The 7,492-nt window shown below is 67.4% G+C and carries 8 protein-coding genes; 4 read left to right on the forward strand and 4 right to left on the reverse strand.

Going from position 1 to position 7,492, the window contains the following annotated elements:
* On the forward strand, positions 1-1,967 hold a 1,967-nt coding region (locus AC6RA4_RS21365; RefSeq protein ID WP_500163756.1), incomplete at its 5' end, for a DNA translocase FtsK.
* Positions 1,968-2,343: 376 nt separating this feature from the next.
* Positions 2,344-2,925 carry a LolA family protein gene (locus AC6RA4_RS21370; RefSeq protein WP_500163757.1) on the forward strand — a complete coding sequence of 194 codons (582 nt, stop codon included), beginning with the start codon at positions 2,344-2,346 and terminating at the stop codon, positions 2,923-2,925.
* Positions 2,926-2,950: 25 nt separating this feature from the next.
* Here AC6RA4_RS21370 and AC6RA4_RS21375 read toward each other — a convergent pair whose 3' ends face one another.
* The gene (locus AC6RA4_RS21375) at positions 2,951-3,541 is read right to left on the reverse strand and encodes a transglycosylase SLT domain-containing protein (protein WP_500163758.1); all 591 of its coding nucleotides are present in this window, start codon (positions 3,539-3,541) and stop codon (positions 2,951-2,953) included.
* A gap of 261 nt (positions 3,542-3,802) precedes the next feature.
* On the opposite strand from AC6RA4_RS21375, the gene hspQ reads away from it, so the two are divergent.
* Positions 3,803-4,129: a heat shock protein HspQ gene (hspQ, locus tag AC6RA4_RS21380; protein ID WP_500163760.1), complete on the forward strand. Its 327-nt coding sequence runs from the start codon at positions 3,803-3,805 to the stop codon at positions 4,127-4,129.
* 17 nt (positions 4,130-4,146) lie between these two features.
* Positions 4,147-4,755, forward strand: coding sequence for a LysE family translocator (locus AC6RA4_RS21385; protein WP_500163761.1), 609 nt, complete (start codon positions 4,147-4,149; stop codon positions 4,753-4,755).
* Positions 4,756-4,768: 13 nt separating this feature from the next.
* On the opposite strand, the gene AC6RA4_RS21390 is transcribed toward AC6RA4_RS21385, so the two are convergent.
* From AC6RA4_RS21390 to AC6RA4_RS21400, 3 genes are read right to left on the reverse strand one after another with little or no spacing between them, the layout of a single operon-like run.
* The gene (locus AC6RA4_RS21390) at positions 4,769-5,812 is read right to left on the reverse strand and encodes a threonine aldolase family protein (RefSeq protein WP_500163762.1); all 1,044 of its coding nucleotides are present in this window, start codon (positions 5,810-5,812) and stop codon (positions 4,769-4,771) included.
* Positions 5,812-6,282: a YcgN family cysteine cluster protein gene (locus AC6RA4_RS21395; RefSeq protein WP_500163764.1), complete on the reverse strand. Its 471-nt coding sequence runs from the start codon at positions 6,280-6,282 to the stop codon at positions 5,812-5,814. Before AC6RA4_RS21395 ends, AC6RA4_RS21390 begins: the two co-directional genes overlap by 1 nt.
* A complete protein-coding gene (locus tag AC6RA4_RS21400; RefSeq protein WP_500163765.1) occupies positions 6,279-7,211 on the reverse strand; it encodes a bifunctional riboflavin kinase/FAD synthetase in 933 nt (310 codons plus the stop codon). The genes AC6RA4_RS21395 and AC6RA4_RS21400 overlap by 4 nt, the downstream gene beginning before the upstream one ends.
* Between the last annotated feature and the right edge of the window lie 281 nt (positions 7,212-7,492).

The raw sequence follows: 7,492 nt of genomic DNA on the forward strand, positions 1-7,492 counted from the left end.
GCCTGGTGGCCCGCGGCCGCGCCGCGCCGCCGCCCTTCGAGCTCGAGCCCGAGCCGGAAGAGGCCGTGACCGACGACAGCGACGATTTTGCCGATTACCGCCCCGCCGGAGCGGCCTACGGAGGCGCGGATGACGAGGTGGATCAGCGCGGCTACGACGATCTCTACGCCCCCGCCGCGGACCATGGCGACGACCATGGCTACGGCTATGACGACGGCTCGGAGAATGTCTTTGCCGACGATGGCTACGGCTCGGACGAGGATGCCGCCTATCGCGACGAGGACAATTATATCCCCGAGATGCCCGCCGAATATGCCGAGCGCCGCCCGGCGATCCCGGTGGTGCACCCGAAGAAGGTCGTACAGCAACCCGAGCGCAAGCCGATGCAGCCGTCGCGCCGGGCGCAGGAGGAGGCACAGCCCAAGCTGAGCTTCGAGGAGGCACATTCGGATTTCGAATTCCCGCCGCTGAGCCTGCTCGCCAGCCCCGACGCCATCGAGCGCCATCACCTCAGCGACGAGGCGCTGGAAGAGAACGCCCGCATGCTCGAGACCGTGCTCGACGATTACGGCGTCAAGGGCGAGATCGTCTCGGTCCGTCCCGGCCCGGTGGTCACCATGTACGAGCTCGAGCCCGCCCCGGGCCTCAAGGCGAGCCGCGTCATCGGCCTTGCCGACGATATCGCGCGTTCGATGTCGGCGCTTTCGGCGCGTGTCTCGACGGTGCCGGGCCGCTCGGTGATCGGCATCGAACTGCCCAACGAGCACCGCGAGATGGTGTCGTTCCGCGAGATCCTGTCGAGCCGTGACTATGGCGATGGCAACCAGAAGCTGCCGCTGGCGCTCGGCAAGGATATCGGCGGCGACCCGGTGGTCGCCAACCTCGCCAAGATGCCCCACCTGCTGATCGCCGGCACCACGGGCTCGGGCAAGTCTGTGGCGATCAACACGATGATCCTGTCGCTGCTCTACAAGCTCAGCCCCGACGACCTGCGGCTGGTGATGATCGACCCCAAGATGCTGGAACTCAGCGTCTATGACGGCATCCCGCACCTGCTTTCGCCGGTGGTGACCGACCCCAAGAAGGCCGTGGTGGCGCTGAAGTGGGTCGTGGGCGAGATGGAAGACCGCTACCGCAAGATGTCGAAGATGGGCGTGCGCAACATCGACGGCTACAACGGCCGCGTGGCGGAGGCGCTGAAGAAGGGCGAGCTGTTCAAGCGCACGGTGCAGACCGGCTTCGACGACGAGACCGGCGAGCCGGTGTTCGAGACCGAGGAATTCGAGCCGCGCAAGATGCCCTATATCGTCGTCATCGTCGACGAGATGGCCGACCTGATGATGGTGGCGGGCAAGGAGATCGAGGCCTGCATCCAGCGCCTGGCGCAGATGGCGCGGGCCTCCGGCATCCACCTGATCATGGCGACGCAGCGCCCGTCGGTCGATGTCATCACCGGCACGATCAAGGCGAACTTCCCGACCCGGATCTCGTTCCAGGTGACCTCGAAGATCGACAGCCGCACCATCCTCGGCGAGATGGGCGCCGAGCAGCTTCTGGGCATGGGCGACATGCTCTACATGGCCGGCGGCGCCAAGATCACTCGCTGCCACGGCCCGTTCTGTTCCGATGAAGAGGTCGAGGAGGTGGTGAACCATCTCAAGGCCTACGGCCCGCCGGAATACGTCTCGGGCGTTGTCCAGGGCCCCGACGACGAGAAGGCCGACAACATCGACGCGGTGCTGGGGCTTAACACCGGCGGCAATACCGGCGGCGAGGATGCGCTTTACGACCAGGCGGTGGCGATCGTCATCAAGGACCGCAAATGCTCGACCTCCTATATCCAGCGCAAGCTCGGGATCGGCTACAACAAGGCGGCGCGCCTGGTGGAGCAGATGGAGGACGAGGGCGTGGTCTCGCCCGCCAACCACGTGGGCAAGCGCGAGATCCTAGTGCCCGAGCAGGCCTGATCGCGGCGTGAGGCCCCCTCCCCTGCCGGGGGGGGCCTTTGCCGGCGCGCCCGGGCCATCGAGTGCCGCGCGCGGATGGCGAGGGGGGATGAGGGGGCCAGCCCCCTCTTGGCGCGGAGCGCCAATTCACCCCCGAGGTATTTTGAAACCAGAGAAGATGGGGAGGGCGTGGCGGGGGCCGCGCCTTTGTTGTTCGGGGGGCGATTTTGGGAACGCAGCCGGGGGTCGGGCGTTTTGTCGGGCTGACGGCAGCGGCGGCGAGGGCTTGATCGGCGGTCTGCGGCTGCCGATATCGGGTTGAGCGCCCGTGCTATCGCATAACCGTGCCCGGCATGCCATGTCAGGGACAGACCAGAGCAGGACGAAGGACCTACATATGCTTCGCTACATCACCGCCGCGCTGACCGCGCTGATGCTGACCGCGCTGCCGGCGGCGGCGCAGAAGCTCTCGCTGAACCAGCTGTCGAGCTATCTCAACTCGATCCAGTCGGCTGAGAGCCCGTTCACCCAGATCAACAGCGACGGCACGATCTCGACCGGCAAGATCCTGATCAAGCGCCCCGGCAAGGTGCGGTTCGAGTACAACCCGCCTGAGCAGGCGCTGGTGCTGGCCTGGTCGGGGGCGGTCTATGTCTTCGACAAGAAGGTCGGCGGCCAGCCCGAGACCTACCCGCTGAACCAGACGCCGCTGTCGATCATCCTCGACCGCAACGTCAATCTCGCGCAGGCGGGCTTGGTGATGGGGCATTACTCCGAGGGCACCGCCACCACCGTCACCGCGCAGGATCCGAAGCGGCCGGAATACGGCTCGATCCAGATGAAGTTCACCGGCAACCCGGTGGAGCTGCGCCAGTGGATCATCCGCGACGGCAATGGCAGCACCACCACGGTGGTGCTGGGCGGGCTGAAGAAGGCCAGCCTGCCCAACAGCGTCTTTGACGTGAACCGGGTGCGCTGAGGCGGCCCGCCGGTCCGTGCGGCGCTTAGCGCGCCGCGCGGCAATTGGCGAGCTGCACCTCGTAGACCACGGCGCGGTTGCCGACATCGTCGGCCACCCGCAGCAGCCAGGCCTTGTTGTTGTAGGTGCCGCGCCGGAAGCCGCCGCGCCCTTCGTGATAGGCGAGGTACTGATTGCGGGCGTCGCGCATGCTGATGCCGAGGCTGCGGGCGCTTTCGGCCATGTACCAGCCCATGAAATCGGTGGCATCCTTGATGTTGTCGCGGCGCGCGCGGCGCTTGCCGGTGGAGGCGAGATACTCGTCCCAGGTGGCGTCGAGCGCCTGGCTGTAGCCGAAGGCCGAGCTCTGCCGTCCGTAGGGGATCACCCCCATCGAATAGCGGAACGGCGTCCGGGCATCGGACTTGAACTTGCTCTCCTGGTAGATCGTCGCCATCTGGACGTGCACGGGCACGCCCCATTTACGCTCGGCGGCGCGGAATGCGCGGGTGTAGTGCGGGCGCTCCTTGAGGATCGCGCAGGCATCCTCGAGGTTATCGGGCGACCGCCCGCTGCCACCGCCCCCGCAGGACGCGGCCAACAATACGATCACCAACGCGCGAAGCCATCTGCTCATCTGCCTCTCGCTTTTTGTATGGTTTTATGTTTCTTGCCTCGCTCCAGTTTAGCCGATCGGGGGCCGGGTGGGAATCACAATTGCGCTGGGGCAGGGCGCGGCGATGTCGCGCCGGGGCGTTTCAACCCGAGAGGCGCGGAGGCCGGCTTTGCCGGAATTGTTCACTGTCTGGGCGGGGTTCACAGAGTGTTTCCGCTATAAATCCCTGTGAAGTTGGACAACTTGCCACGAAAATGCCAAAACTTGGACCAAGAGGTCTTTATGCACACACAGCGCGCCAAATATCATCTCGGCCAGGTCGTCCGGCATCGCAAGCACCCGTTCCGGGGCGTGGTGTTCGATGTCGACCCCGAGTTCAGCAACACCGAAGAGTGGTACGAAGCGATTCCCGAGGACGCGCGCCCGGTGAAGGACCAGCCGTTCTATCACCTGCTGGCCGAGAACGAGCAGAGCTTCTACGTGGCCTATGTCTCGGAGCAGAATCTCGTCGCGGATTACTCCGGCGAGCCGGTGGACCATCCCGACATTCCCGACCTGTTCGGGGCGTTCGAGGATGGCAGCTACGCGCTGCATTTCCAGATGAACTGACCTGAGCCGGCGGGGCGATGGATCTTCCGCCCGCCCTTGCCCTCGTGGCCGCGACACTCGGCCTCGTGGCGATCCCGGGCCCGAACGTCACGCTCATCGTCGCCAACACCTTGACCTACGGCACCCGCCATGGCGTCGCTTCGGTGACGGGCACCACGCTGGGCGTGGCGCTGCAGGTGGCGCTTCTGGCGCTGGGTCTGGTTGCACTGATGCAGCTTGCGGCGGGGCTCTTCGAATGGCTGCGCTGGCTCGGCGTGGGCTATCTGGTCTGGCTTGGCGTGACCGAATGGCGCCGTGGGCTTGGGCGGCTCGAGCACGGGACCCCGGAGCGGCGCAGGCCGCTGGCGCTGCTGGGGCAGGGGGCACTGGTCGCCGTGATCAATCCCAAGACGCTGCTTTTCAACGCGGCCTTCCTGCCGCAATTCGCGGGACCGGAGGGCGAGGGGCTGATCGCGGTGGCGCTGCTCTATCTTGCCGTGGTGAGCGGCGGAGACCTGCTCTGGGTGTTGGCGGCGCGCGGGGCGCGCGGCTGGCTGGCCCGTGCCGGCGCCCTGCGGCACCGGCTGAGCGGCGCGCTCTACATGATCGCAGGGGCGGGGCTGGCGCTGGCGAAGCTGCCGCGCTGAGGGGGCGGGCGGCTCAGGCCGCCGCGCGCAGTAGGTCGAGGAATTGCGCCACCTGCTCGGGGCTCAGCGACCAGTCGCAGACGAGGCGCGCCACTGCGGTCTCGTCATCGGGGCCCTCGGGGGTGTCGAAGAGGTGATAATCGGCGCCCTGCGCCATCACCGCCTTGTGGGCCCCGCGCGACATCTCGAAGAACACCATATTGGCATGGGTGTCGTTGAGGATGCTGACCCCGGCGCCCTTCAGGCCTTGCACGAGCTCGTCGCAGCGCGCGTTGGCGCGGGTGGCGAGATCGTGCCAGAGGTTTTCCGTCAGGTAGGCGTCCATCTGCGCGGCGAGGTAGCGGTGCTTCGAGAACAGCATCGCGCCGCGCTTGCGGCGGTACTCGAACTCTTCCGCCTTCTCGGCATCGAAGATCAGCACCGCCTCGACGCCCATCAGCCCGTTCTTGGTGCCACCAAAGACGCAGATGTCGACGCCGGCCTTCCAGCTCATCTCGGCCGGGGTGACGCCGAGCTTCACCGCGGCGTTGGCGAAGCGTGCGCCGTCGAGATGCACCGGCAGGCCGTATTCCTTGGCCACCGCTGTCAGGGCGTGCAGCTCATCCATAGAATAGACATTGCCGCGCTCGGTGAGCTGGGTGATCGAGACCGGGCCGCGCTTGGGGCCGTGCACGCCGCGGTTTTCCTCGCCCTCGATGGCAGCGCGCAGGGTCTCGGGGGTCAGACGGTCGCTCTGGCCCGCGAGGGTGAGCTTGGCGCCGCCGGTGAAGAACTCGGGCGCGTTGCACTCGTCCTCGTGGATATGCGCGGTCGGCGAGCAGAACACGGTGGCATAGGGCGGGCAGAGGCAGGCCAGCGACAGCACGTTGGCCGCGGTGCCGGTGGGTACGAGAAAGACCGCCGCCTCGGGCGCCTCGAAGAGGTCGCGCAGGCGCTGCGTCACCGAAAGTGTCAGCGCGTCGGCGCCGTAGCCCGCCACGTGGCCCTCGTTGGCGCGGGCCATGGCTTCGAGCACCTGCGGCGGCACCGGGCCGGAATTGTCGGAGGCAAAGAACATCAGACGGGCTCCTCGATGATGTGGTCTTCCCAATCGTCCTCGTCGATCTCGAACTCGGGCACGGTGCGGTCGCGCATCGAGACGCCGGCCTGATGCACGGTCTCGGGATCGCCCGAGATCAGCGGGTGCCAGTCGAAGAGCTTCTCGCCGGCCCAGAGCAGGCGATAGGCGCAGGTCTGGGGCATCCAGTAGGCGTGCTCGTCGATATTCGAGGGTTTCAGGACGATGCATTCCGGCACGAACTGGTGCCGGATCGGGTATTGCGCGCAGCGGCAGGTGCCGTCGTCGAACAGGCGGCAGGCGACATCGGTGAGTGCAACCTCGCCGGTCTCCTCGTCCTCGAGCTTGTTGAGGCAGCACTTGCCGCAGCCGTCGCAGAGCGCCTCCCATTCGCGCTCGGAGAGGTCCTTGAGCGGCTTCGTCTCCCAGAAGCGCGGCGCGAGGCCGCTGCGGTCGATGGGATCGCTCATAGCGCCTCCAGGATGTCGCGGGCGCGGGCGCAGTCGGCGTCCATCTGCGCGACCAGCGCCTCGAGGCTGTCGAACTTCACCTCCGGGCGCAGGTACTCGACCAGCCCGATGGAGAGGGTGGCGCCGTAGAGGTCACCCTTGAAGTCGAAGATGAAGGTCTCGAGGTTGGGGCGGTTCTCGCCGAACATCGGGCGCACGCCGATGGAGGCGGCGCCATGGTAGCTGCCCTTGTGCTCGCCGGTGAGCACCTCGACCAGAACGGCGTAGACGCCGAGCCGCGGCGGGTGCAGCCCGTCGATCGACATGTTGGTGGTGGGGTAGCCCAGCTCGCGGCCGCGCTGCTCGCCGCCGATCACCGTGCCCTCGATGCGGTGCCAGTGCCCGAGCTGGGCGGCGGCGTCGCGCGGGCGGCCCTCGGAGAGCGCGTCGCGGATCGCGGTGGAGCTGACCTGGCCGCCCTCGTGCTCGAGGATCTCGGCCACGGTGACGCCGAACCCCATCTCCGCGCCGAAGCGCTTGAGGTGCTCGACGGTGCCGGCGCGTTTGCGGCCGAAGCAGAAATCGGCACCCACCACCACGTGCTTGAGGCCGAGCCCGTCCTTGATGACCTTGCGGGCAAACTCCTCGGGGGTGAGCGCTGCGAGGGCTGCATTGAAGTTCAGCTCATAGAGCCGCTCGATGCCGAGCTTCTCGAGCCGCGAGGCGCGCGCCTTGGCCGACATCAGCCGGAAGGGCGGGGCATCGGGGGCGAAATACTCGCGCGGATGCGGCTCGAAGGTGAGCACGCCGAGCGGCGCGTCGCCGCCGGCGGCGCGCGCGAGGCCGATCACCGCCTGGTGGCCGCGATGCACGCCATCGAAGTTCCCGATGGCCACGCTGGCGCCCCGGTCCTGGGGCTCGACATACTGGTAATCCCGGATGATCCGCATGGGCGAAGGCCTAGCCCCGTCCGCCGGCAGGCGCAAGACGGGGCGGTGCGGGGAGGGGTGCTCAGGGCGGTGATGGCTGCGAGGTTGGGCGCTTGCGGGTGGCCGTGCAGTGCGGCGCGGAATCAAGGCGAAGCCGCCGCGCCATCGCCGGCCCGCCCCCCCGGGCTGGCGATTTGGTGAGGCTTGGAGCTGCGTGTCGAGGTCTTCCGGACGTGGCCGGGATAAATCGAGAGGCTCGGAGGTCGCGACGCCATCCCGCGGTCCGGCGAACGCGCGGCTTA

It is taken from the genome of Salipiger sp. (assembly GCF_059781815.1).